Here is a 22,803-nt window from a genome sequence, read left to right as displayed (position 1 = left end):
ACATCCGACAAAGCCGATGCGCCAATGCGCCAAAATCTGGGAGGCACAAGATGGATCTGGGACAAACCGCGCGGCTGAAACCTGTTCTAGAAGCCGTGAAGACCATGATCGCGGATGAGATCGCACCCCTTGATGACGAATTTCTGGCGGAGGTTGCGGTGGGCGACCGCTGGACCTTTACCGACCGGCAGACAGAGATCCTGGAAGGTCTGAAAGCCAAGGCCAAGGCGCGACAGCTATGGAATTTCTGGGACACGTTTCGTGACGGACCACAGTTCAACACGGTCGAATATGCCTATCTCGCCGAGGAGATGGGCAAAAGCCATCTCGCCGCCGAGGTGTTCAATTGCAACGCGCCGGATACCGGAAATATGGAGGTCTTTGCCCGCTATGGCACCGAGGCGATGCAGAAAGACTGGCTGGCACCGCTAATGGATGGCACCATCCGTTCAGCCTATCTGATGACCGAACCGGACGTGGCGAGTTCCGATGCCACCAACATCGCCATGCGTTGCGAACGCGACGGTGACAGCTATGTGCTCAACGGGCAAAAGTGGTGGGCCACTGGTGCGGGCGACCCGCGCTGTGCGGTACATATCGTGATGGTACGCACTGCCTATGATGGCCCGAAACATGGCCAGCACTCCATGATCGTTGTTCCTGCCGATACGCCCGGTATCCAAAAACTGCGCGCGATGGAGGTCTATGGCCACGACGACGCTCCCCACGGCCATATCCATTTCCGCTATGATAACGTCCGCGTTCCGGCTGAAAACATGTTGCTTGGTGAGGGACGCGGCTTTGAAATTGCGCAAGGTAGGCTGGGGCCAGGCCGCATCCATCATTGTATGCGCGCGATTGGTCAGGCCGAAAAGGCGCTTGAACTGCTCTGTCGGCGTGCTGTCAGCCGCGAAGCGTTCGGCAAACCATTGGCGCAGTTGGGCGAAAACTTCGATCTGATCGCAGCGGCCCGGATGGAGATCGAACAGGCGCGCCTATTGTGCCTGAAAGCGGCCTGGATGATGGATCAGGGCGACAAGCGCGCGGCAGCGCCATGGATCAGCCAGATCAAGGTTGTCGCCCCGCAGGTCGCGCTGAAGGTGACGGATATGGCGATCCAGATGCATGGGGCTGCAGGTGTCTCACAAGACACGCCGCTTGCGCGGCAATGGACGCATCTGCGCACGCTGCGGCTGGCCGATGGGCCCGATGCGGTCCATCGCAGGCAGGTCGCGCGGGCCGAATTGGCGCCCTACATGTCTGGGCAGAACAGCTCGTAAATCCGTTCCAGCAGCGGGCGCACCCGCGGGTCGGCCAACGAATAGCACATGCTGCGCCCTTGCCTGACGCATTGCACCAATCCTTCATTGCGCAAACGCAAAAGCTGACCGGACACGTACGACTGGCTCGCGCCCAGATGCGCCTCAAGCTCACCCACCGTTTTGTCGCCGGGAACGAGCGCGCATAAGAGCCGCAATCGACCGGGGTTCGAGAGTGCCTTGAGCAAGGCCGCCGCCTCGTTCGCGGCGGCATCCATCGGGTCAGGCAGATTTGTTGCTTGGTCAACCATGGCGCCACCATAGCAGGTAGCCAAATACATTCCAATATTGAAATGTATTTCCGACTTCCCTATCTTCGATCGCAGAGGAGATTCGCCATGACACCTGATGTAAATGCGTTCTTTGACCAAGCGACCAACACCGTCTCTTACGTGGTGCGCGAACCGCAGGGCCGCGCCTGTGCAATCATCGACAGCGTGCTTGACTACGATCCGGCTGCTGGGCGTACGGACACTTCATCCGCTGACGCCGTCATGGCCTGGGTCAGGGCCGAAGGTTTGCAAGTGGCCTGGATTCTCGAAAGTCACGTCCATGCAGACCATCTGTCTGCCGCCCCTTATCTGCAAGAGCATCTGGGCGGCAAAATCGGCATCGGGAAGAACATCACGATCGTCCAGAACACTTTCGGCAAGATCTTCAACGAAGGCACAGAGTTTCAACGTGACGGATCGCAGTTCGACGCGCTTTTCGAAGACGGCGACAGCTTTCATATTGGGCAAATGCGCGCTGACGTCCTCCATACACCCGGTCATACGCCCGCCTGCCTGACCTATGTGATCGGCGATGCGGCCTTTGTGGGAGATACACTCTTCATGCCGGATTTTGGGACCGCCCGATGCGATTTCCCCGGTGGATCGGCCGAAGACCTCTATGCCTCGATCCAGAAGATTCTATCCCTGCCGGATGAGACGAGGATTTTCGTCGGTCACGACTACAAGGCACCCGGACGGGATGAATTCGCTTGGGAAACGACCGTGGGTGAGCAAAAGGCCCTGAATATCCACGTTGGCGCCGGACGTCCGATGGAGGATTTTGTCGCGATGCGCGAAAAGCGTGATGAGGGGCTCGGCATGCCGCGCCTGATCTTGCCTTCGCTCCAGACAAACATGCGCGCCGGGCACTTTCCTGCGCCAGAGGATAACGGCCAGCGCTATTTCAAAGTGCCGATCAACGGCCTGTAAGGAACATCTATGCAAAACGATTGGATCATGGGCCTTCTTGGTGGAGGGCTGATTGGGCTGGCCGGAGCGATCCTGCTTCTGGTCAACGGGCGGGTTATGGGCGCGTCAGGCATCATCGGTGGATTGGTTGATGGGTCGGGTCGGCATGACTGGACCGAGCGCGTCGCGTTTCTGGCAGGTTTGGCGCTTCTTCCCGGCTTGGCTGCGTTGATGACAGGGGGTGCGGCGACGCATCTGACGGAAAACTGGATCACCATTGCTTTCGCCGGGCTTCTTGTTGGCGTAGGCACACGGCTGGCAAATGGATGTACGTCGGGCCATGGAGTTTGCGGCATCTCACGTCTTTCGCCACGCGGGATTGTCGCGAGCATCACCTATATTATCGCTGGAGCCGTCACGGTGCTGATCTTCAAACACCTGTTGGGGGCGATCTGATGCGGGTTTTGGTATCATTCCTTGTCGGGTCTCTCTTCGGTTTGGGTCTGTTGATCTCCGGGATGACGGACACCACAAAGGTGCAAGGCTGGCTCGACCTTTTTGGCGACTGGGATCCGACGCTGGCCTTCGTCATGGGCGGTGCAATCGTGCCCATGGCCATCGCGTGGCAGGTGACGCGGGGGCGCAGACCAGTCCTGGCTGCGGCTTTTCCCACGCGACCAGGTTCGAGTCTGGACCGACCTTTGATCATCGGCTCAACTCTTTTCGGCATGGGCTGGGGGCTGTCGGGGCTGTGCCCGGGGCCTGCCATCGCCTCGCTCGGCTTCGGCGGGTTTGGAGGCGCGCTTTTTGTGGTCGCGATGATCAGCGGCATGTTGGTCGCGCCAAAACTCCGGCCCCGTCTGGACCAGCGCACCGTCGCTGTCTAAAAGGTCGGTCATGGACATCAGACAACTTAGCCCGACCCACGCCGTATCGCCGCAGATCGCGGTTGAGGATATTCCCGCGATTGCCGAGGCCGGTTTCACGACCATCATCTGCAACCGCCCCGATGCCGAGGTGCCGCCAAGCCACCAGTCCGCTACGATTGAGACTGCCGCACAGGCCGCCGGGTTGAATTTCGTGGTCAACCCGGTCACGCATCAAAGCCTGAATATGGATATGGTTGCAGCGCAGAAGGCAGCGATCGATGCGGCGGACGGGCCGACGCTTGCCTATTGCGCGTCAGGCACTCGATGCTCGATTGTTTGGTCACTGACGCAGGCCGGTTCGATACCCACCGACGAGATCATCAACGCGACGGCTGCCGCCGGATATGATCTGGGCGGCATGCGCGGACAACTTGACGCGCTGGCTCAAGGTTAAGTGCAGGAGGCAATTCGCCTCGCAACTAAAGTATGGGCCGCCGTCAAAGGCTAACGGACTCGGATTACCACGCTGCATGAGCAACGCGTCCTCGCTTCAACCGTATCGCGCGGGTTCACCATATCTGAACATTGTCTCAGGCGCCGGATAGCAGGTCAGATCACCCCGCGATATCAATCATCGACGCCTCAGCGGGCGCAAAATCCAGTTCATCTCCTTCGTCCAAAGCGGTCATCGCCATCTCTGGCATTTCGGTATCCTCCAACGCATCATCGAGTTCGCTGCCGAGGTCCATTGCGGCGTCCGTGGGTGCGGCAAGCAAGGCATCTTCACTAGCAATATCGGCTGCAAAGTCGGGCGGCTGATCAGCTTGCATACCAACAGATGCGGCAGACAATTCATGCATATCGGACACTGGTGCTGCGGCAATGCGCACCGCCCGCTTGCCATTGGATTGCCCAAGCCGTGCATGGCGGACGGAAACACCGTCAAGCGATCGCAATTTGACCGAAGCCACGGTGCAGCCCGGCAAAGGAATAAGATCACCGATAGCAAGGTTCTCGGCCTGACCGATAGGCATCTGGAACCGGCACAGTTCGGCATCGAACGCCGCGGGCGCATCCGAAACGGTCGCCCGAAACAGCTTGGGCCAATCCGCTACAGGCTCTGCCGTGGCGTGCTGCGCGGCGTCGTCTGTGGCAACGGGCAGTGCCAGTGCAATCATGCCCTCTCGCTCGCCCGTGCCTAGGCTGACCCGCATCCGCACGATCCGATAGCTCTGATCCCGCAACAAAAGCCCTGCCGCGCGCGCCGAGGGCAGCAGATCGCCGGAAGTGGTCCCGTCAAGCCAACCCGAAAACTCCGTGCCGACCACGGCGTGCGGCAACGCTTTCAACAGACTGACCAAAAGCGGATCACACATCCGCTTGTCGGTTTTCGTCGCATTGCGAAACTCAGCCGGTTTTTCGCCGATGATTTGCGCGGTTTGCATTTCCACAACTGCCGCGCGCAACTGCATGTCCACGCCCAAAAGCCCGGCAAGATCGCCACCGCGATGTACGCCAACCAGCATCAATTCGTCCGACAGGCCCGTCAGCAGATCATCAAGTGGCAGCGTCTCTTCCTCAATTGCCTGAACCGTGATGGTAAGGCCAACACTGTCCTGCGCCACCTTGGTAAGCGCAATGCGTACCGCCCGCGATGATGTCAGCGGGCTATCCGCCACGTCCGTTTGCGGCTGCCCCGCCATGCGGCGCAGGATATGCGTATGTTGTTGATCAGCCATTGATCTGTCACCCGAGCTACGGCGCGACTTTAGCGGCAGATTGGTTACGTTTCCGCTAATGCGCGACCGACTGCCGCCTTGGGCAAGGTCACGCGGAAGGCTACGCCACCTTTCTGGCGGAGATAGGTCACGTCACCGCCCAAACGGTGCATGATCTCGCGACAAATCGCCAGGCCCAGCCCCGCACCACCCGCCTTGGCCTGATCGGAGACGCGCGAAAACTTCTCAAAGATCAGCTGCTCATTTTCCGGCGCAATCCCGCTGCCATTGTCCACAAAATCAATGTGACAGGCCCCGCCCTGTTGGCTGACGGAAATACGCAATTCCGGCTCTGGCGCGTCGCAATACTTCCGCGCGTTTGAGATCAGGTTGATAAAGACCTGCACGAGCCGATCCAAATCGGCAAAGAGCGGCACCTCTTCGCTTTCGCGGTCGCGGATGACCTTCAGGCCCGCGTCATGCAAACCGGCCGCGCCAACGGCACGGTCCAACAAATCGCTCAGCTTTCCTTGCTGTTCATTCAGTACGACCTGACCGTTTTCGAGCACGGACAGGTCCAGTAAATCATCGAGCAGCCGGGTCAGCCGCAGCGCCTCCGCATGGATGATCCCGGCATACCGCCCCTGCTCATCACTCGACATATCGCCATCGCGGAGGATTTCCGAGAATGACCGGATTGAGGTCATCGGTGTGCGCAATTCATGGCTGATCTGGCTGAGAAACGCGTCTTTCTGGATCGAAAGCGCGGTCAGTTTCGCATTGGCCTCGCGCAAAGCGCGGGCGGTCCGTTCTTGCTCAGCCGATTTGGCCTTGAGGCGGTTGGAATATTCCAGGATTTGCGCCGCCTCGTCGGCCACGGCGATCAGGTCTTCAACGGACACAACGCTGCCGCCGGTCAATTGGCCTATCATCGCATGTGCAGTGGCGGCACCCACCGACCCGGCGAGTTCCCGTTCCAGCTTTTCGATGAATTGCGGTGTCGCCTCTGGCAAGGCGCCGGGCGAACCCTGCTGTGCCGCCTCGCGTTCAAAGATCGCCTGCGCCTCCCCGCTGCCCAAGATGCGTTGTGACATCACCAACAGATCTTCAGCGCCCGCCGCCGCGCGTGTCCAGGACGGTGCGGCGACCGAACGTTCGAAGACATTCACAAACTGCGCGCCCTGCAAACGCTCCAGCGGTGCGGGAAAGCTGCAAAGCGAGCCGAGGATGAACATGCCCGCGTTCAGGATCATCGACCAAAGGATGCCGTGAACAAGCGGGTCCATCCCCTCAATCCCAAAAAGCGCATGTGGACGCAGCCATGCCGTGCCATAAGGGCCCGCCTCCATCACCGTTTGGCTGATCACGGCTCCTGCACCAAAGCTGGGCAGGAAAAGCGTCCACGTCCAGATCACAAGACCCGTGACAAGGCCACAAGCCGCGCCAATCCGCGTCGCTCCACGCCAGAACATGCCGCCGATCAGTGCCGGCAGAACTTGAACCGTGCCAGTGAACGAGATCAGGCCAATGGCGGCCAGCGCCGTCCCCCCGCCGGACATCCGGTAATAGATAAAGCCTAAGGCAAGCACCCCCGCGATGGATAGGCGCCGCGCAAGCAGGATGACGTGGCGCACATCGCCCGACATCATCGCCCCTTGATCCCCGTTCAATCGCAACCAGATCGGGACAACGATGTGGTTCGATACCATCGTCGCCAAAGCAATTGCGGCGACAATGACCATGGACGTTGCGGACGAAAACCCCCCCAGAAAGGACAAGACCGCCAGTCCGTCCTGCCCTTGGGCAAGGGGCACCGTCAGAACGAAAAGGTCCGGGTTGCTGCCGGGTGGCAGCAGATCAAGGCCCACGACCGCAATCGGTACGACAAAAAGGCTCATCAGAAACAGATAAAGCGGGAAGGCCCAGCTTGCGACGCGCAGGTGCCTTTCATCGGCATTCTCGACAACCAGCACCTGAAACATCCGCGGCAGGCAAAGGAATGCGGCGGCGGACAGGAAAATCAAACTGATCCAGCGCCCGTGATCCTGATCCCATAAGGTGATGTCAGAGCTTTCGATCCGGCTCAGCATCTCGGTCGGGCCCCCGGACACGCCCCAGACGACGAAGACGCCCACCGCAATCAAGGCGAAAAGTTTGACGACCGCCTCAACGGCAATGGCCATGACGATGCCATGATGCCGCTCGTTCACGTCAAGGTTCCGCGTGCCAAAGAGAATAGTAAAGATGGCCAGTCCGACAGCCACCCACATGGCGGTTGCGTTAAAGTCGGATGCATCCCACGCTTGCACCCCGGATTGAGCGAAAACGGCAAAGGACAATGTCACCGACTGCAATTGCAACGCAATGTAAGGTGTCGCCGCAATGACCGAGATGACGGTCACCACGACCCCCAGCAGGGTCGATTTGCCAAAACGCGATGAGATCATGTCGGCGATTGATGTCAGACGTTGGGAGCGCCCGATCCGCACCATCCGCCGCAAGAGCCACCACCAGCCGACCATTACGAGTGTCGGGCCAAGGTAGATCGTCACGAACTCCAGCCCCGATCGTGCCGCATACCCCACTGCGCCATAGAATGTCCAAGCGGTGCAATAGATGCTGAGCGAGAGCGTGTAGATCAGCGGTGATTGCAGCCAATCGGAATGGCCTGCCGCCGCGCGGCGCTCGGCCAGAAACGCCACGGCAAAGAGGATGGCCACATAGCTGAGTGCGGCGAATATCAGGGCGTTGAAGGACAGCATTATTCTGGGTCTTCGACGGGTGGCGCCGCATTCTCACCCCGCAGGCGCGGTACAATCAGCGCGGTCAGGGCAATCAGCGCGACCCACACCCCGAAGACATAAAGCAGTGCGCCCGCATTCGACTTTGGCCCCGCCCCTTCCGCTCCCCACAAAAGCGGGATACCCCACAAGACCAGCCCGAGTACTGGCAAGAGCCTGACCGCATCAGTCAAACGGCGCTGCCGGTAGCTGGCGCGTTCCAGAAAGACCGGGGGCTTTGTTGGGGTATTCATGCCCCGATCAGGCTGCGGACGTGATCACGGACATCCGCGTTTGAGAAAGGTTTGGTGAGAAAATGGTTGGCACCCAGACGACGGGCGAGATCGCGGTCTTTCTCCTGCCCGCGGGCCGTCAGCATCATCACCGGGATATCCTTTGACGCGCTGTTGCTGCGCAAATCCCGCAGGATATCAAAGCCGCTGCGCCCCGGCAGCATCACATCCAGGATGATCATATCCGGCGGCATGCTCGCGATTTTTTCCATGGCAGTTTCACCATCTTCATGGGTGTGCACGGTCCAGCCATCGCGCGACAAGATGAAACTGATCGCCTCGATGATGTTCGGCTCATCCTCGATCAGAAGGACACGCTTGCCCATCTCATCGCCTCCCTTGTCCTTTACCGTTGCGCCAACGGCCTCCCTGCTTCGGACTATCAAGGCAATCTGGCAATCTGTCAAAGTGCCGGTTGCAGCGTGACACCGTCAATCACAGGCTCTCGGCGGCTTGAACAGGTCGTTCGCGGGCAGATGCGACACGAAATGCCGACCTCAACGGGCGGCATATCACCTGGCGGCGGGTCCGGAAGCACAAGCATGGTGCTGCGCAATACCGGTGGCGCTTCAAATCGAGACGTCGCGACCGGAATGGATATGGCGTAGCAGAGAAAGCGCGCGCCAGGGACGTTGGGCAATGCCGCCTCAACGCGTAGCGGCTGGTTCGGTCGTGCCAGAGCCCCATAGACCGGCCACAAAGGACAGGCGCCGCCGGTGCGCGGCAGTGCAAAACCGGGAACCTGTTTGGTCAGCAACATCGCACCCGAACTGTCGCATATCATAAGGCCCAAAGGCGGATGACCGGCATCCGGCGGCAAATGCGCCATGCGGCGCAAGACCGCGTCAAACGGCACCTCGAACCGTTGCGCCAATTGTGCGGGGTCATATTCGCTCGTCTGGCAAGCCATCTCGAATGCCGCCAGCGGCATCGCCTCGGCATCCGCCACATATTGCCGTGCAAAGCCCGCAAGCAACTGCCCCGGCGCACCAACAAGGCCGGACCCGGCAACAAATGCGTCAATATCCGGTGCGGTGTTTTCCAGTGCAGCCACATGGAAACCGGTCTGCGCCAGAAACTTTTCGACCGTTTCATGCGCGGTCAGTCCAACATCATCATCCGCATCCGGTGCCTCAAGATAGGCAATCAATGCTTCGCTGCTTGAGGCGAGCCGCACACTGTCATTGTGGATATTCTGGTGAAAACGCCGCTGCCAATCGTCGTCCAGATCCTCTTGGCCGACGAGGATCGACGATGAAGATCTGATGGCGGTCACAGCCGAGATCACCTCGTGCAGCGCGTTCGACAGCTTCGGATCATGTGCCATACGGTCATTCAGTGCCTGCACACGGTCTTCGAGCGCCGCCAGACGGCGGGCCTGCGCCGCGATCAGATGGCTCCAGCCAGGGTAACGTGCGGCCAGTTCATCCGCGCGCGCGACCTCGGCCATATTGCCCGCAAGCGCCGCGGCCGCACGCATCTGATCCAGAAGGTCACTATCGGCCCCATCGGTCAAAAGCGCCGTCTCAACGCCCAGAACGCGGGCGAGGTCTGATAAGAGTTTTCCGCCGATTCTGCGGCGGTTATGCTCGATCAGGTTAAGATAGGAAGGTGAAATTCCAACTGCTTGCGCAACCGCAGCCTGTCTCAAACCTTGATCAAGTCGCTTTTCACGGATACGCGACCCTGTCAGACGGCGATGGGGCACCTTGAAATCCCTTTGCAGTTTCAATCGCTTTCTGCGAGTGCAAGAAAACTGATTTACACATTCACAACCCAACTTGTGCAGAAATTTACAAATAAGTCCAGCACTCTCAATGGGTTGTTGCTGATTTGCTTACGCGTCTCTGACACTGACCGTGCACTGGAGGGTGCAGGCCAGGCGGACGGAGGAGGTCCAAACGGCACAAACACTAGGGAGGATCATAATGTCCAATTCGAAATTCTCGCGCCGCGGCGTGTTGAAAACTGGCATGGTGGCCAGTGCTGGCCTGGCTTTGCCGCAATATCTGCGCGCGGATGCCCATGCCGGTTTCACAAATGCCCCGGGCGAGAGCGAAGTCATTCTCGGCTTTAACGTGCCGCAGACGGGTCCTTATGCCGATGAAGGTGCGGACGAACTGCGCGCCTATGAGCTGGCCGTTGAGCACCTCAATGGCGCCGGCGATGGCGGCATGATGTCGACATTCTCGTCCAAAGCACTGGATGGCACCGGTATCCTGGGCCGCGAAGTGAAATACGTCACCGGCGACACCCAGACCAAGTCGGATGCCGCACGCGCCTCTGCACGGTCGATGATCGAAAAAGACGGCGCTGTGATGATTACCGGTGGGTCGTCTTCTGGCGTGGCCGTGGCTGTGCAAGCACTCTGCCAGGAGGCTGGCATCATCTTCATGGCGGGCCTAACCCATTCCAACGACACGACCGGCAAGGACAAGCGAGCTAACGGCTTCCGTCACTTCTTCAACTCTTACATGTCAGGTGCTGCATTGGCGCCGGTGCTTGAGGCCAATTACGGCAATGACCGGAAGGCTTATCACCTGACGGCGGACTATAACTGGGGCTACACGACCCAGGAGGCCGTGCAATCCTCGACCGAGGCTATGGGTTGGGAAACCGTCAACACTGTGCTGACGCCGCTGACACAGACAGACTTCTCGTCCTATATCGCCCCCGTTCTGAACTCTGGCGCGGACGTGTTGGTGCTCAACCACTATGGCGGGAACATGGTGAACTCGCTGACAAACGCGGTACAGTTCGGCCTGCGGGATGCCGAAGCCAACGGCAAGAACTTCGAAATCGTCGTGCCGCTTTACTCTCGCCTGATGGCCAAGGGTGCGGGAGCAAACGTGAAGGGTATCTTTGGCTCGACCAACTGGCACTGGTCACTACAGGATGCCGGGTCGCAAGCCTTCGTCCGGTCCTTCGGCACAAAGTATGGCTTCCCGCCATCGCAGGCCGCGCATACCTGCTACGTGCAGACGCTGCTTTATGCGGACGCAGTCACACGCGCCGGGTCGTTCAACCCATGCGCGGTCGTCGAAGCACTCAAAGATTTCGAGTTCGACGGTCTGGGCAACGGTCCAACGCTTTACCGTGGCGACGATCACCAGTGCTTCAAGGACGTGCTGGTCGTGAAGGGCAAGGAAAACCCAGACAACGAATTCGACCTTCTCGAAATCGTTGAAGTCACGCCTGTTGAGCAGGTCACCTACGCACCTGATCATCCGCAATTCGCGGGCGGTGCATTGGGCTCCTGCAACCCGGGCGCCTAAACCAAATCTGGGCCATCGGACATCCCGGTGGCCCTTACTACCATCCGATCATCTGTCGCAGGGGATTTGCGGCATGTGCAATGGGCTGTCTGCCCAGTCTCTAACCGATCAGAGGTCACAACATGGACCAGTTTATTCTGCAAATCCTGAACGGGCTTGATAAGGGCTCGGCCTATGCGCTGATCGCGTTGGGCCTGACACTCATCTTCGGCACGTTGGGTGTTGTGAACTTTGCACACGGAGCTTTGTTCATGCTGGGCGCCTTTGTGGCCGTGACGCTCAGCAACATCCTCACGCTCAGCCACAAGGTAGTGGATGAGACGCGGACAGACTTTCTGGGCAATCCGCTGCAGGTGGATGTGCCTTACGTCTATGATTTCTTCGGTGAGGCGGCAGGCAATGTCATCATAGACTGGGCCGTGCCGCTCGCCATCCTTGTGGCCATCCCGATCATGGTTCTGATCGGCTTTGCGATGGAGCGCGGCCTTATCAAGCACTTCTACAAGCGCCCACATGCTGACCAGATCCTTGTCACCTTTGGCCTTGCCATCGTGATCCAGGAAATCGTGAAGTATTTCTATGGCGCGAACCCGATCCCCACACCGGCACCAGAGGCTTTTGTTGGCAGTTTCGATTTCGGCGTCGCCTTCGGCTTTGATCCCAATGCGATCATTTATCCCTACTGGCGTCTGGTCTACTTCTTCTTTGCCATCACCATCATCGCCGCTGTCTTTGCCTTTTTGCAATTCACCACATTCGGGATGGTCGTGCGGGCCGGCATGGCCGACCGCGAGACGGTTGGTATCCTCGGCATCGATATCGACAAGCGCTTTACGGTCATGTTCGGCATCGCGGCAGCGGTCGCGGGTCTCGCCGGGGTCATGTACGCGCCGATCAGTTCGCCGAACTATCACATGGGGATGGATTTCCTTGTCCTAAGCTTTGTGGTGGTGGTCGTGGGCGGCATGGGATCCCTGCCCGGCGCTGTCGCTGCAGGCTTCCTGCTCGGCATTCTGGAAAGCTTTGCCTCGGTCCCTGCCGTGATCGACCTGCTGCCCGGCATCAACCAAATCATCATTTACCTTGTTGCCATCATCATTCTGTTGACGCGTCCGCGTGGCCTGATGGGCCGCAAAGGCGTGATGGAGGAATAAGCCATGCTCGGACTTGAGAAAAAAGACTTCCGCCTCCTGATAATCGTCATCGGACTGACGCTGTTTGCGCCCTTCATCTTGAATCCCTTCCCCGAAGGATCGGAAATGGCGCAGTTCAATGCGGGTTATCCGGACCTGATGCAGCGTTTTGTGATCTTCGGCATCTTTGCAATCGGGTTCAACATCCTCTTCGGGCTGACGGGTTATCTGTCCTTCGGACATGCCGCTTTCCTTGGCGTCGGATCATACGCCGCCGTCTGGATGTTCAAACTACTCAGCATGAATGTGCTGCCCGCCATCATCCTGAGCGTCATCATCGCGGGGCTCTTCTCGCTCATCATCGGGTTCATCTCGCTGCGGCGGTCGGGCATCTACTTTTCGATCCTAACGCTGGCTTTTGCCCAGATGTCCTTCGCCCTTGCCTATTCGGTCCTAACACCGATCACCGGCGGAGAGACGGGTTTACAACTTGCGCTTGATGATCCGCGCATCCTCGGCGTGTCACAGACCGAGAGCGGAAACATCCCCGTTCCCGCGCTCTTCGGGCTGGAAATGCGGTCAAGCTATGAGTTGGAGGTTGGTGCATGGCTTTTCACCTTCAACGCAGGCTACTACCTTGCCGCCTTCTTTATGATCCTGTCCTTCTATCTGGCGATCCGCATCTTCCGCTCACCTTTCGGGATGATGCTGCGGGCCATCAAATCGAACCAGACGAGGATGAGCTACACAGGCCTCAACGCCAAACCGTACACGTTGGCCGCCTTCGTGATTTCCGGCATGTATGCCGGGTTGGCCGGTGGCCTGATGGCCTCCATGGACCCGTTGGCCGGGGCCGAGCGGATGCAATGGACCGCCTCGGGCGAAGTTGTTCTGATGACCATTCTCGGCGGCGCAGGCACGCTCATTGGGCCGGTTCTGGGCGCAGGTATGATCAAGTATTTTGAGAACATCTTCTCAAAGATCAACGAAACGATCCTGCATGGCTGGTTCGCCTTCCTGCCGGACGGGTTGGAGAATTTCGTGGTCGCCATGATTTACCCCTTCATCGGCAAAGGCTGGCACCTGACCTTGGGGATCGTGTTCATGCTTGTGGTGATCTTCCTGCCCGGCGGCCTTGTCCAAGGTGGGCAGAAAATCATGAGCCTCTTCCGGCGCAAGAAGCCGGAACCCGCCAAACCAAACGCCACCGAACCGGCTGAGTAAGGAGAAACGATATGGGTATCCTTGAAGTCAAAGGCATCAACAAACGGTTCGGCGGGCTGCAAGCGCTGGGGGATGTGAACCTCAGCGTGGCCGAGAACACCACACATGCGATCATCGGGCCAAACGGAGCGGGAAAATCAACTCTGCTGAATGTGCTTGTGGGCAAACTGATCCCTGACAGTGGGTCGGTCATGTTCGACGGCCAATCCGTGCTGGGGCGTAAACCGCATGAGATCAATCAGATGGGTATCAGCCGGGTATTCCAGACGCCCGAGATCTTCGGCGATCTGAGCGTGCTGGAAAACGTCATGATCCCCTGCTTTGCCAAGCGCGACGGCGCGTTCCGCATGCATGCCATTGAGAGCATCTTCGCCGAACGCGGGATCCAGGAACAAGCCAAGACGATCCTGGACGACGTGAATATGCTTGAGAAACAGGACATGATCGCCTCAAGTCTCTCGCGTGGCGACAAACGGCGCTTGGAAATGGCGATGTGTTTGGTGCAAGATCCGCGGCTTTTGCTGTTGGACGAACCCACCGCAGGAATGGCGCGGGCCGACACGCAGAACACGATCAGTCTCTTGAAGGAAATCCGCGAAAAGCGCGGGATTACGATGGCGATCATCGAACATGATATGAACGTGGTCTTCTCGCTTGCCGAACGGATCACGGTGCTGGCCCAGGGCACGCCACTGGTCGAAGACACGCCCGACAATATCAAAGGGCACCCTAAAGTCCGAGAAGCCTATCTGGGCGAAGCGCAAGTCTGACACGCCAATTCTTGGCACAAAAATTGTCCCCAAACTTTCTGCGAAAGTTTGTCACCGCCGGAGGCAAAAATGAACGCACCTTTCAACAAGCACGCCAATAACGCGGCCACCCATCCCGCCTATCTGAGCATCTGGGAAATCGAGGCCTACTATGGCGAAAGCTACATCGTTCAGAACATCAGCTTTAACATCCACGAGGGTGAAATTCTTGCACTTTTGGGGCGCAATGGTGCTGGTAAGACATCTACGTTGCGGACGATCGCGCGGCTTGATGACCCCAACCTGACACATGGCGAGATCTGGCTTGATCACAAACCTCTGCACGAAATGAAGTCTCATGAAGCCGCCCAGAACGGCATAGCGCTGGTGCCCGAAGATCGGCGGATCATCCCCGGCCTGACAGTTGAGGAAAACCTGCAACTCGCGCAAATCGCGCCACCCCATGGCTGGTCGCTCGACCGGCTTTATGATCTGTTCCCGCGCTTGGGTGAACGGCGCAAGCAAGAGGGTGTGACGCTTTCCGGTGGTGAACAGCAGATGCTGTCCATCGCGCGCGCTTTGGCGCGCGACATCAAGGTTTTGCTTCTGGATGAACCCTATGAAGGTCTGGCACCGGTCATCGTACAAGAGATTGCGCAGACCTTGGGCATGATCCGTGACCAAGGCATAACGACGGTCATTGTGGAACAGAACGCTGTCGCCGCGCTCAAATTGGCAGACCGCGCCGTTATCCTGGACACCGGCACTGTCGTGTTCGATGGATCCGCGCAAGAGGTTCTCGATGATGAAGCGCTGCGCGCGCAGTATCTGGCAATCTGACCACCTCGATTTAGCTAAAATCCAAGATGTTTCGCGGATGCGCCTTTACGAACTGTTAGGGCGCATTTGCGATTCTTAATGCAAGTTAATCGTGGATTGGAGCTTGAGCAGATGGATACAACACTCACCTTCGCCCCAAAGACTGTTGCCGGCATGCCTTATGTGGCAGAACGTGAAATTCCGCGGGATACGAAAGTGCCCGTGGTCAAAGGGTTCGAAGGAGCGGCGACCCTACCAGCGAACAAACCCTTCGTGGCGCAGGTTGTAAATGCGCGGCTGTCTGGAACCGATTTTCCTGAACAACCCGCTGAAATTGCACCATCCGAGCGGACATTGCGCCCCTATGGCACACCAATGCTGCCCTCGGAAGAGCGGCCTCAACCCGTCGCGGCGGAAGAGCCCGCTGACGTCGCAGCTGAACGCGTGGCGGCGGCTGAGGCGAGAGAGAAAGCTGACGAAACTGCACAGGCTGATAGGGCTGAAACCCGCGGTTCCGATCAATCCGATGATGAGAGAGTTGTTGACGACAACGAAACTAAGGTGAATGGCGACACCTAGCGTCGTATCGGCCTTGCCTCCACGACAGGTCTTCTCGAGATAGATTGGGGTCGGGCTCTAGCCTGTCATGAAATCTAAATGCCTGAGCCCGCTTTTCAGATTTCGCTCAGGCGTCACTTTTCAATCCCCTGCTGCTTCCCACCCTCGCAGGCTTGCCCTATAAGCGAACGGCGTGTGTGACGTTGCGTCGCAAACGCCAGGCAAAAGGGCAACGGGCCGAGGACAAGATGAGCAAAACCACCCCCCACGACAGTGACGTCAGCTTTATTCAGGCTTTGGCAGAGCTGTTGCGCGAAAACGACCTGACCGAATTGCAGGTCAAGCGGGATTACGGCGAAAACGACAGCTTGAATGTGCGGGTAAGTCGGCAATCTCAGACGGTGGTTCAGACAAGCGTGCCTGCGGTCGCTCCCGTCGCGGCACCGGCGGCTCCAGCAGCAGCCCCAGCACCGGCAGCCACTCCAGCATCTGCGCCCGGCGAACCTTCTGACCCTGCGAACCATCCCGGCGCTGTGACATCGCCGATGGTCGGCACGGTCTACGTGGCACCGGAACCGGGCGCGCCACCCTTCATCACCACGGGTGCCACCGTCAAGGAGGGCGACACGCTGGTGATTATCGAAGCGATGAAAACCATGAACCATATCCCTGCCCCACGCGCTGGCACGATCAAACGGATCATGGTCGAAGACGGTGGCGCCGTCGAATTTGGCGCACCACTTGTGATCATCGAATAGGCGCGGGGCATATGTTCGAGAAGATCCTGATCGCAAACCGGGGCGAAATCGCCCTTCGCGTGGTGCGCGCCTGCCGCGAAATGGGCATCAAATCCGTGGCTGTCCATTCGACCGCCGACGCCGATGCGATGCATGTGCGCATGGCGGATGAGGCGATCTGCATTGGCCCGCCCTCCTCCTCGCAAAGCTATCTGTCATTCCCGTCCATCATCTCGGCTTGTGAAATCACCGGTGCGCAGGCGATCCATCCCGGCTACGGCTTCTTGTCAGAGAACGCGTCCTTCGTGCAGGTGGTCGAGGATCACGACATCACATTCATCGGCCCGACGGCCGAGCATATCCGCATCATGGGTGACAAGATCACCGCCAAGGACACGATGAAGGAACTCGGTGTGCCTTGCGTACCCGGCTCGGACGGTGGCGTGCCGACGTTGGATGACGCCAAACGCATCGGCGAAGAAATCGGCTATCCGGTGATCATCAAGGCCACGGCTGGCGGCGGCGGACGCGGCATGAAAGTGGCACAGACGGCCGAGGATATGGAACAGGCCTTCATGTCTGCCCGGGCGGAGGGCAAAGCCGCGTTTGGCAATGACGAAGTCTATATCGAAAAGTACCTCACCACGCCCCGCCATATCGAAATTCAGGTCTTTGGTGACGGCAAGGGCAATGCCGTGCATCTGGGCGAGCGCGATTGTTCGCTCCAACGGCGCCACCAGAAGGTGTTTGAAGAGGCCCCTGGCCCCTGCATCACGCCCGAACTGCGCGCTAGGATCGGCAAGGTCTGCGCCGATGCCGTCGCCAAGATCAACTATATCGGCGCGGGTACAATCGAATTTCTGTTCGAAAATGATGAGTTCTACTTCATCGAGATGAATACCCGCCTGCAGGTCGAACACCCGGTGACGGAAAGCATCTTTGGCGTCGATCTGGTGCGTGAGCAGTTGCGTGTCGCTGCCGGTATGCCGCTGTCATTAGCTCAGGATGATCTTCAGATCAACGGTCATTCGATTGAGGTGCGCATCAACGCGGAAAAGCTGCCAAATTTCGCGCCCTGCCCCGGCACGATTACGCAATATCACGCACCCGGCGGTTTGGGTGTGCGTATGGATAGCGCGCTTTATGACGGCTACCGCATTCCGCCCTATTACGACAGCCTGATCGGCAAACTGATCGTGCATGGTCGCGACCGACCCGAAGCGCTCGCGCGGCTGGGGCGAGCGCTGGGTGAGTTGATTGTCGATGGTGTGGATACCACCGTGCCTCTTTTTCATGCGCTTTTGGCGGAAGAGGCCGTCCAAACCGGGGACTACAATATTCACTGGCTTGAACACTGGCTGGAACAAAACCTAAGCTAGGTGGCGTGAAAGACCTTGATCCACCGCTGACGCCAGAGCTTTTGTTGCAGGCCTATCAGGTCGGCATCTTCCCCATGTCTGAGGGGCGCAACGACCCGGAAGTGTTCTGGGTCGACCCGAAGATGCGCGGCGTGTTCCCACTTGACGGCTTCCGTATATCGCGCAGCTTGGCGAAAACCATGCGACGGGGCCATTTCACGATCACCGCTGATGCCGCATTTCTTGATGTGATGCGCGGCTGTGCGGATCGTGATGAGACCTGGATCAACGATACGATCATCGGGCTTTACTCGGCGCTTTTTGCCGAAGGATATGCCCATTCGGTTGAGGTCTGGGAGGACGGCGCACTTGTTGGCGGCGTTTACGGTGTGTCGATCAATGCCGCCTTCTTCGGTGAAAGCATGTTCAGCAAGGCGACCGATGCATCAAAAGTGGCGCTAGCCTATCTTGTCGACCGTCTGCGAGTCGGTGGATTTCAGCTGTTTGATACCCAATTCCTGACACCCCATCTTGCCTCGTTGGGCGCGGTTGAGATACCGCGCGCGGCGTTCCAGAAACGTTTGAGTGAGGCATTGTCGGTCGAGGCGTCGTTTTCAGCGCAGGGTCCGACCCCCGCGGCTCAGGATGTCATACAGCGCAATGCCCAGATGTCGTATCGGGGATGATCCATCGCTTCCAGTGCGGGGGATGAGGCCAGCATCCATCCGTTGAAAATCGGCGTGGGCTCATCGCGATAGGTCACCAAAATCTCGACGTAGGCGTCACCAGATGGGTTTACCGCGGGATAGCGACACTGCCGCAAGGTCACCGATAGAAATCCAAGGCGACTGGTTTCCCCGCTTTGCAGTGAAAGATCGGTCACTTCTCCGGTCAATTTGTCGAGCACGCGCAACTCGCCGCCCGGCGCAGTCACGGCCTCGTCTTGAGCCAAAGCGACTGTCGCAGTTCCCAGCGAAAGGATCAGCGCGAAAAAACGCAGCATCACTTGCCCCTATTCAGGTGACCATGCCTCGTAGTCGGACCGTTCGACAGGTGCCGCCTTGCGGATCGAGCCTGCAGGTGCATAGGCCGCCATCGTGCCGGTCAGGTTTTCCTGATGCGGTTGCTCCCAGGACTTACGGCGCAGATTCGCTTCAGTCGGTGGTTCATCCCAGGTGTGGTGCAACCAGCCATGCCATTCCGGGCTCACACGCGAGGCTTCGTTTTCGCCATCATAAATGACCCAGCGGCGTGTGTCGTCGGCATTGCGATAATAGACGTTTCCCTGATCATCCTCGCCCACCTTTTCACCATGGCGGCGGGTCCAGATCTGGGTGCCAAAGGATTGCCCATCCCACCATGTAAAAATGCGTTTGATGTTGTGACCAAGGCCCATGGCACGTCTCCGGTTATCGCTGGTTTATCCATGCACCAATGGATGCGAAAGGTCCAGAGCGGTCACGGGACGACGCGCGCCGTCACCTCAATCTCGATCTTCATTTCGGAGTTTTGCAGGCCCGCCGAAATCATTGTCGCCGCAGGTTTGGCTTTGGCAAAGGCTGTGGACGTGATCGGCCAGCATTTATGCCATTCAGAAGGATCCGGCACGATATAATTCACCCTGACCACATGATCGAGCCCGCTTCCCGCTTCCTCAAGCGCCGCGGCAATCGTTGCTAGGGCGTTCTTGCACTGCGTCTCGATGCTGTCAGGCATGGTCATGGTGGCGTAGTCATAGCCGGTTGTCCCGGCGACAAATACCCAGCCATCTGCCACAACGGCGCGGCTATAGCCGATCTGCTCTTCAAACGGCGAACCGGTTGAGATGTGGCGGACGCTCATGACGAGTTACTCAAGCAACGCATGCTAGCTTGCGGTCGCAGGCTCTTTCTTCTTGCCATCATCGTGGATCATCAGTGGTGCGACGTCCGAGGTCACCGCCTCTTCATTCACGACCACTTCGGTCACAGTATCCATACCCGGCAGATCAAACATCGTATCAAGCAGGATGTCTTCCATGATGGACCGCAGGCCTCGTGCACCGGTCTTGCGCTCAATCGCGCGTTTGGCAATCGCGCCCAATGCGTCATCGGTGAATGTCAGTTTGGTGTCTTCAAGCTCAAACAGGCGCTGATACTGCTTGACCAGCGCATTCTTGGGCTGGGTCAGGATCGTGATCAACGCTTCCTCGTCCAGATCGGTCAAGGTGGCGATCACTGGCAGACGGCCCACAAATTCGGGGATGAGGCCGAATTTCAGCAGGTCCTCAGGCTCAAGATCAGTGAAAATTTCGCCGATACCGCGCTCGTCATCCTCGCGCACATCTGCGCCAAAGCCCATGGCCGAGCCCTTTCCGCGTTGCGCGATGATCTTGTCGAGGCCCGCAAAAGCACCACCGCAAATGAAGAGGATGTTTGTCGTGTCCACCTGCAGGAATTCCTGCTGAGGATGCTTGCGACCACCTTGGGGCGGCACGGAAGCGACGGTGCCTTCCATAATCTTCAAGAGCGCCTGCTGCACGCCTTCGCCCGATACATCGCGTGTGATGGAGGGGTTGTCGGACTTGCGTGTGATCTTGTCGACCTCGTCGATATAGACGATGCCGCGCTGTGCACGTTCAACATTGTATTCTGAGGCCTGTAGAAGCTTGAGGATAATGTTTTCGACATCCTCCCCCACATAGCCAGCTTCGGTCAGGGTCGTCGCGTCGGCCATGGTGAAAGGCACATCAAGGATGCGCGCCAATGTCTGTGCCAGCAGCGTCTTGCCGCAGCCTGTCGGCCCGATCAGCATGATGTTCGATTTCGCCAACTCGATATCGGACTTATCGGCATGGTTCAGGCGCTTGTAATGATTATGCACCGCAACAGAGAGCACGCGCTTGGCATGCAGTTGACCGATCACATAATCGTCAAGCACCTGACAAATCTCGGTTGGGGTCGGCACACCGTCGCCGGATTTCAGGCCAGCGGTCTTTGTCTCTTCCCGTATGATGTCCATACAAAGCTCAACACATTCATCGCAGATGAACACTGTTGGCCCGGCAATGAGCTTGCGCACCTCGTGCTGGCTTTTGCCACAAAAGCTGCAATACAAGGTGTTCTTGCTGTCGTTACCGGATGTATTCGCCATCTAAAACCTCTTCGCCAACTTGGCGGGTCAAACATAATTCGGGCTGCCCTGCCGTAACACTAGGACAGCCCGCCGAGGTCCACAATGTCAAAATGATTATGTGGACGGGGCGTAAATAAACCGTTTACTCATCAGATTTCGGACGATTTTCGACGATTTCGTCGATAAGGCCCCATTCCTTGGCTTCTTCGGGCGACATGAAGTTGTCGCGCTCCAACCCGGCTTCGACCTTTTTGAGGGTATTTCCGGTATGTTTGACGTAGATTTCGTTCAGCCGCGTCTTGAGCTTTTGCGTCTCAGCCGCGTGGATCATGATGTCAGTCGCCTGACCCTGATAGCCGCCGGATGGCTGGTGCACCATCACGCGTGAATTGGGCAACGAAAACCGCATGCCAGGTTCACCGGCAGTCAACAAAAGTGAGCCCATTGAGGCCGCCTGACCAATCACCAGCGTGCTGACCTTCGGCTTGATGTATTGCATCGTGTCATAGATCGACAGGCCCGAAGTTACGACACCACCGGGGCTGTTGATATACATGCTGATCTCTTTCTTCGGATTCTCCGATTCCAGATGCAGCAACTGAGCCACGATCAGCTGGCTCATTCCGTCATGTACGGGGCCATTGACGAACACGATCCGCTCTTTGAGCAGTCTTGAGAAAATATCATATGCCCGCTCACCACGTGCGGTCTGCTCAACCACCATGGGAACAAGGTTCATATAAGTATCAGCGGGATCTTGCATATTTACTGCCTCACATTTGGACGAGTGCCGTCCTACTTCAAATATCCTGACAGAGTCTTAGTGTTGGGGGTCAGGGGCTTCAAGGGGACACGAAACCTTTGACGAATCGTAAGTCACGACTTACGGTAAGTCATGGCTTATCAGGATGCAATCGTCGCACTTGCGGACCCCACACGCCGGGTTATTATCGAAAAACTGCGCCGTGGGCCTTTGCCCGTTGGCGCCATCGCAGCCGGTATGGATGTGAGCCGCCCCGCCGTCAGCCAACATTTGCGTGTCCTGTCGGATGCGGGCCTGCTTGATGTGAAGCCAGAGGGCAACCGGCGGCTTTATGCGATTGCGCCGGATGGCGTTGATGAATTGCGGCGGTATCTCGACACACTTTGGGATGACGCCCTGGCCGCATTCGCCCGCGCGGCCGAGGAAAAAGCGAAAGGAAACGCCAAATGAAAGACCCGATCAAGAAGACCCTGACCGTGCCGCTCAGTGCTGCGGACGCATTCGCACTTTTCACCACCGAGATGGACACCTGGTGGCCGAAAGATCCGTTTTCCGTCAAGGGGGCGAAGTCCACAGTAACTTTCCCTGATCACAAGAACGGCGACATTGTCGAAACGGGCGAAGATGGGTCCAAGAATGTCTGGGGCACGCTCATCGCTTATGAGCCGGGCAAGTACCTCGCCTTCTCATGGCATCCCGGTCGCGCGCCTGAAGAGGCGACGATGGTCACCGTCTCATTCACCGAAACAGAGGATGGCACGCGCTGTGATCTGACCCATGGCGGGTTTAATACTCTGGGCGACACCGCCGATGCCGTCAGTACCAGCTACCTGCGCGGATGGGACATGGTGCTTGGCTGCTATGCCAGCGCGGCCAAGATACCTGCCGTTGCGTAAGCAACAGCCCTTGCGGT

Annotated in this window: 27 protein-coding genes and 1 pseudogene; 17 read left to right on the top strand and 11 right to left on the bottom strand. The window is 58.2% G+C overall.

Translation table 11 applies throughout. The annotated features are described in order from the left end of the window. Positions 1–50: 50 nt before the first annotated feature. Complete coding sequence (locus tag SLH49_RS07290) at positions 51–1,280, top strand: acyl-CoA dehydrogenase family protein (RefSeq protein ID WP_320268467.1); 1,230 nt, start codon at positions 51–53, stop codon at positions 1,278–1,280. Here the strand turns inward: SLH49_RS07290 and SLH49_RS07285 are convergent. Then, the gene (locus SLH49_RS07285; RefSeq protein ID WP_320268466.1) at positions 1,253–1,570 is read right to left on the bottom strand and encodes a metalloregulator ArsR/SmtB family transcription factor; all 318 of its coding nucleotides are present in this window, start codon (positions 1,568–1,570) and stop codon (positions 1,253–1,255) included. The genes SLH49_RS07290 and SLH49_RS07285 overlap by 28 nt on opposite strands. Positions 1,571–1,657: 87 nt before the next feature. On the opposite strand from SLH49_RS07285, the gene SLH49_RS07280 reads away from it, so the two are divergent. The 4 genes from SLH49_RS07280 to SLH49_RS07265 are packed head-to-tail and all read left to right on the top strand — an operon-like array spanning position 1,658 to position 3,823. After that, positions 1,658–2,521: an MBL fold metallo-hydrolase gene (locus tag SLH49_RS07280; RefSeq protein ID WP_320268465.1), complete on the top strand. Its 864-nt coding sequence runs from the start codon at positions 1,658–1,660 to the stop codon at positions 2,519–2,521. A gap of 9 nt (positions 2,522–2,530) precedes the next feature. Then, positions 2,531–2,956, top strand: coding sequence for a YeeE/YedE family protein (locus SLH49_RS07275; RefSeq protein ID WP_320268464.1), 426 nt, complete (start codon positions 2,531–2,533; stop codon positions 2,954–2,956). After that, the gene (locus SLH49_RS07270; protein WP_320268463.1) at positions 2,956–3,387 is read left to right on the top strand and encodes a DUF6691 family protein; all 432 of its coding nucleotides are present in this window, start codon (positions 2,956–2,958) and stop codon (positions 3,385–3,387) included. The genes SLH49_RS07275 and SLH49_RS07270 overlap by 1 nt, the downstream gene beginning before the upstream one ends. Before the next feature lie 10 nt (positions 3,388–3,397). Beyond that, positions 3,398–3,823 carry a TIGR01244 family sulfur transferase gene (locus SLH49_RS07265; RefSeq protein ID WP_320268462.1) on the top strand — a complete coding sequence of 142 codons (426 nt, stop codon included), beginning with the start codon at positions 3,398–3,400 and terminating at the stop codon, positions 3,821–3,823. 160 nt (positions 3,824–3,983) lie between these two features. Here the strand turns inward: SLH49_RS07265 and SLH49_RS07260 are convergent, their stop codons facing one another. The 5 genes from SLH49_RS07260 to SLH49_RS07240 form a co-directional block, all read right to left on the bottom strand. Further along, entirely contained in the window at positions 3,984–5,108 is a 1,125-nt protein-coding gene (locus SLH49_RS07260) for a FliM/FliN family flagellar motor switch protein (protein ID WP_320268461.1), read from the bottom strand. Between the two features lie 44 nt (positions 5,109–5,152). After that, positions 5,153–7,849, bottom strand: a complete 2,697-nt coding sequence (locus tag SLH49_RS07255) for an ATP-binding protein (RefSeq protein WP_320268460.1) — start codon at positions 7,847–7,849, stop codon at positions 5,153–5,155. After that, positions 7,849–8,121 (bottom strand): hypothetical protein, encoded by a 273-nt coding sequence (locus SLH49_RS07250; RefSeq protein WP_320268459.1) that lies wholly within the window; start codon positions 8,119–8,121, stop codon positions 7,849–7,851. Before SLH49_RS07250 ends, SLH49_RS07255 begins: the two co-directional genes overlap by 1 nt. Then, entirely contained in the window at positions 8,118–8,486 is a 369-nt protein-coding gene (locus tag SLH49_RS07245) for a response regulator (RefSeq protein WP_320268458.1), read from the bottom strand. The genes SLH49_RS07250 and SLH49_RS07245 overlap by 4 nt, the downstream gene beginning before the upstream one ends. A gap of 77 nt (positions 8,487–8,563) precedes the next feature. Next, positions 8,564–9,868, bottom strand: coding sequence for a short-chain fatty acyl-CoA regulator family protein (locus SLH49_RS07240; protein ID WP_320268457.1), 1,305 nt, complete (start codon positions 9,866–9,868; stop codon positions 8,564–8,566). 220 nt (positions 9,869–10,088) lie between these two features. Here SLH49_RS07240 and SLH49_RS07235 point away from each other — a divergent pair, with 220 nt between their 5' ends. The 10 genes and pseudogenes from SLH49_RS07235 (at position 10,089) to aat (ending at position 18,699) form a co-directional block, all read left to right on the top strand. Further along, positions 10,089–11,435, top strand: a complete 1,347-nt coding sequence (locus SLH49_RS07235; RefSeq protein WP_320268456.1) for a substrate-binding protein — start codon at positions 10,089–10,091, stop codon at positions 11,433–11,435. A gap of 122 nt (positions 11,436–11,557) precedes the next feature. Beyond that, complete coding sequence (locus tag SLH49_RS07230) at positions 11,558–12,589, top strand: branched-chain amino acid ABC transporter permease (protein ID WP_320268455.1); 1,032 nt, start codon at positions 11,558–11,560, stop codon at positions 12,587–12,589. Between the two features lie 3 nt (positions 12,590–12,592). After that, positions 12,593–13,792: a branched-chain amino acid ABC transporter permease gene (locus SLH49_RS07225; protein WP_320268454.1), complete on the top strand. Its 1,200-nt coding sequence runs from the start codon at positions 12,593–12,595 to the stop codon at positions 13,790–13,792. A gap of 11 nt (positions 13,793–13,803) precedes the next feature. Further along, positions 13,804–14,322 (top strand): annotated as a pseudogene (locus tag SLH49_RS07220) (ABC transporter ATP-binding protein); the annotation flags it as partial. A gap of 15 nt (positions 14,323–14,337) precedes the next feature. After that, on the top strand, positions 14,338–14,562 hold the full coding sequence (locus SLH49_RS22320; protein ID WP_413785274.1) for a hypothetical protein: 225 nt from the start codon (positions 14,338–14,340) through the stop codon (positions 14,560–14,562). A gap of 69 nt (positions 14,563–14,631) precedes the next feature. Continuing rightward, the gene (locus SLH49_RS07215; protein ID WP_320241740.1) at positions 14,632–15,381 is read left to right on the top strand and encodes an ABC transporter ATP-binding protein; all 750 of its coding nucleotides are present in this window, start codon (positions 14,632–14,634) and stop codon (positions 15,379–15,381) included. Between the two features lie 111 nt (positions 15,382–15,492). Continuing rightward, complete coding sequence (locus SLH49_RS07210) at positions 15,493–15,939, top strand: hypothetical protein (protein WP_320268452.1); 447 nt, start codon at positions 15,493–15,495, stop codon at positions 15,937–15,939. A gap of 227 nt (positions 15,940–16,166) precedes the next feature. Then, a complete protein-coding gene (accB, locus tag SLH49_RS07205; RefSeq protein ID WP_320268451.1) occupies positions 16,167–16,676 on the top strand; it encodes an acetyl-CoA carboxylase biotin carboxyl carrier protein in 510 nt (169 codons plus the stop codon). 11 nt (positions 16,677–16,687) lie between these two features. Then, the gene (gene accC, locus SLH49_RS07200; RefSeq protein ID WP_320268450.1) at positions 16,688–18,034 is read left to right on the top strand and encodes an acetyl-CoA carboxylase biotin carboxylase subunit; all 1,347 of its coding nucleotides are present in this window, start codon (positions 16,688–16,690) and stop codon (positions 18,032–18,034) included. Between the two features lie 5 nt (positions 18,035–18,039). Beyond that, the gene (gene aat / locus SLH49_RS07195; RefSeq protein ID WP_320268449.1) at positions 18,040–18,699 is read left to right on the top strand and encodes a leucyl/phenylalanyl-tRNA--protein transferase; all 660 of its coding nucleotides are present in this window, start codon (positions 18,040–18,042) and stop codon (positions 18,697–18,699) included. Here the strand turns inward: aat and SLH49_RS07190 are convergent. The 5 genes from SLH49_RS07190 to SLH49_RS07170 all read right to left on the bottom strand — a co-directional run bounded on the left by SLH49_RS07190 (position 18,654) and on the right by SLH49_RS07170 (position 21,890). After that, a complete protein-coding gene (locus tag SLH49_RS07190; protein ID WP_320268448.1) occupies positions 18,654–19,016 on the bottom strand; it encodes a DUF2155 domain-containing protein in 363 nt (120 codons plus the stop codon). The genes aat and SLH49_RS07190 overlap by 46 nt on opposite strands. Before the next feature lie 9 nt (positions 19,017–19,025). Next, on the bottom strand, positions 19,026–19,409 hold the full coding sequence (locus SLH49_RS07185; protein WP_320268447.1) for an NADH:ubiquinone oxidoreductase subunit NDUFA12: 384 nt from the start codon (positions 19,407–19,409) through the stop codon (positions 19,026–19,028). A gap of 62 nt (positions 19,410–19,471) precedes the next feature. Continuing rightward, positions 19,472–19,855, bottom strand: coding sequence for a RidA family protein (locus SLH49_RS07180; RefSeq protein ID WP_320268446.1), 384 nt, complete (start codon positions 19,853–19,855; stop codon positions 19,472–19,474). Between the two features lie 24 nt (positions 19,856–19,879). After that, positions 19,880–21,145, bottom strand: a complete 1,266-nt coding sequence (gene clpX / locus SLH49_RS07175) for an ATP-dependent Clp protease ATP-binding subunit ClpX (protein WP_320268445.1) — start codon at positions 21,143–21,145, stop codon at positions 19,880–19,882. A 124-nt stretch (positions 21,146–21,269) separates the two neighbouring features. Next, complete coding sequence (locus SLH49_RS07170; protein ID WP_320268444.1) at positions 21,270–21,890, bottom strand: ATP-dependent Clp protease proteolytic subunit; 621 nt, start codon at positions 21,888–21,890, stop codon at positions 21,270–21,272. Positions 21,891–22,022: 132 nt separating this feature from the next. Between SLH49_RS07170 and SLH49_RS07165 the strand changes: the two genes are divergently transcribed. Both SLH49_RS07165 and SLH49_RS07160 read left to right on the top strand, forming a co-directional pair. Then, positions 22,023–22,340 carry a metalloregulator ArsR/SmtB family transcription factor gene (locus SLH49_RS07165; protein WP_320268443.1) on the top strand — a complete coding sequence of 106 codons (318 nt, stop codon included), beginning with the start codon at positions 22,023–22,025 and terminating at the stop codon, positions 22,338–22,340. After that, on the top strand, positions 22,337–22,786 hold the full coding sequence (locus SLH49_RS07160; RefSeq protein WP_320268442.1) for an SRPBCC family protein: 450 nt from the start codon (positions 22,337–22,339) through the stop codon (positions 22,784–22,786). Before SLH49_RS07165 ends, SLH49_RS07160 begins: the two co-directional genes overlap by 4 nt. Positions 22,787–22,803: the final 17 nt, after the last annotated feature.

It is taken from the genome of Cognatiyoonia sp. IB215446 (assembly GCF_033963825.1).
In the GTDB taxonomy this organism is placed as follows: Bacteria; Pseudomonadota; Alphaproteobacteria; order Rhodobacterales; family Rhodobacteraceae; genus Yoonia.
The sequence above is the reverse complement of the archived record's forward strand: the minus strand, read 5'-3'. Positions and strand labels throughout refer to the sequence as shown.